Genomic DNA, 1066 nt, shown 5'->3' with positions numbered 1-1066 from the left:
CGTTCCGACTGGCCGGCGCGGATGCGCCGGCGGCGGCAACGAACATCGTCGAGATCCGCAAAATCGCTTATGGGCGTTATCTACGCCGAGATACGCCTGAGCTGCGGAAGCGCTTAGAAGCCGGGATGATGTCCTTGTCGTCGCCCCTTCCCTCGTTGATACCGTAGGCGCTAGACGCGGTGGAAACCCGGTCCATGACGCGCTTGTCGGCGAGTGCCTCGGCGTCATCGTCCGCCAGATTGAAGAGGTCGTCTTGATCTGGCTCCTGAGAGACGACGACGTGTTCTTCAGGCAGGCCTGGATGACGCTGCTGTTGCACGCCGCCCTCTTCTTCGATTGCCGCGCTGGCGGTTTCGGCATCGGCAGCGAGACGGCGGTCAACACTGCGGACCTGTCCGCTCCAACCGTCCGGGCGCGACGCAGGACAATCCGCGTAAAGACCCTCCCGCAGCACCGGCGCTGGCAGCACCCGTTCGGTGAAATTCGGATCCTGGTAATAGCGCAACTTCTGGGCGCGGATCGGCGGCAACCCGGAAACAAGGATTAATTCGTCAGCTTGCGGCAACTGCATCACTTCGCCAGGCGTCAGCAGCGGGCGAGCAGTCTCCTGGCGACTGACCATGACGTGCGAAAGCCAGGGAGCCAGCCGGTGGCCGGCGTAGTTGCGCATGGACCTGAGTTCCGTCGCCGTACCGAGCGCATCCGATATGCGTTTGGCCGTGCGCTCGTCGTTGGAGGAAAAGGCAATGCGCACATGGCAATTGTCGAGAATGGCGTTGTTCTCGCCATAGGCTTTGGAGATCTGGTTCAAGGATTGCGCGATCAGATAGGCGCGGATGCCGTAACCCGCCATGAAGGCGAGCGCGGTCTCGAAGAAGTCGAGGCGACCAAGAGCCGGAAATTCGTCTAGCATCATGAGCAGTTGGTACTTGCGGCTTTTCTTCGGGTCACCTTCCAGCCGCTCCGTCAGTCGCCTGCCGATCTGATTGAGCACCAGTCGCACCAGTGGCTTGGTGCGCGAAATATCCGATGGCGGCACCACTAGATAGAGCGACATCGGTCGTTC

General features: G+C 61.3%; 1 protein-coding gene. It reads right to left on the bottom strand.

Annotation, left to right across the window (positions count from 1 at the left end; all coding sequences use genetic code 11):
• Positions 1 to 76: 76 nt before the first annotated feature.
• Positions 77 to 1066: type IV secretory system conjugative DNA transfer family protein (locus NKH35_RS31820; protein ID WP_352917579.1), on the bottom strand; the 990-nt coding region annotated here is incomplete at its 5' end.

The organism is Mesorhizobium sp. M1143 (assembly GCF_040318435.1).
In the GTDB taxonomy this organism is placed as follows: Bacteria; Pseudomonadota; Alphaproteobacteria; order Rhizobiales; family Rhizobiaceae; genus Mesorhizobium.
The sequence above is the reverse complement of the archived record's forward strand: the minus strand, read 5'-3'. Positions and strand labels throughout refer to the sequence as shown.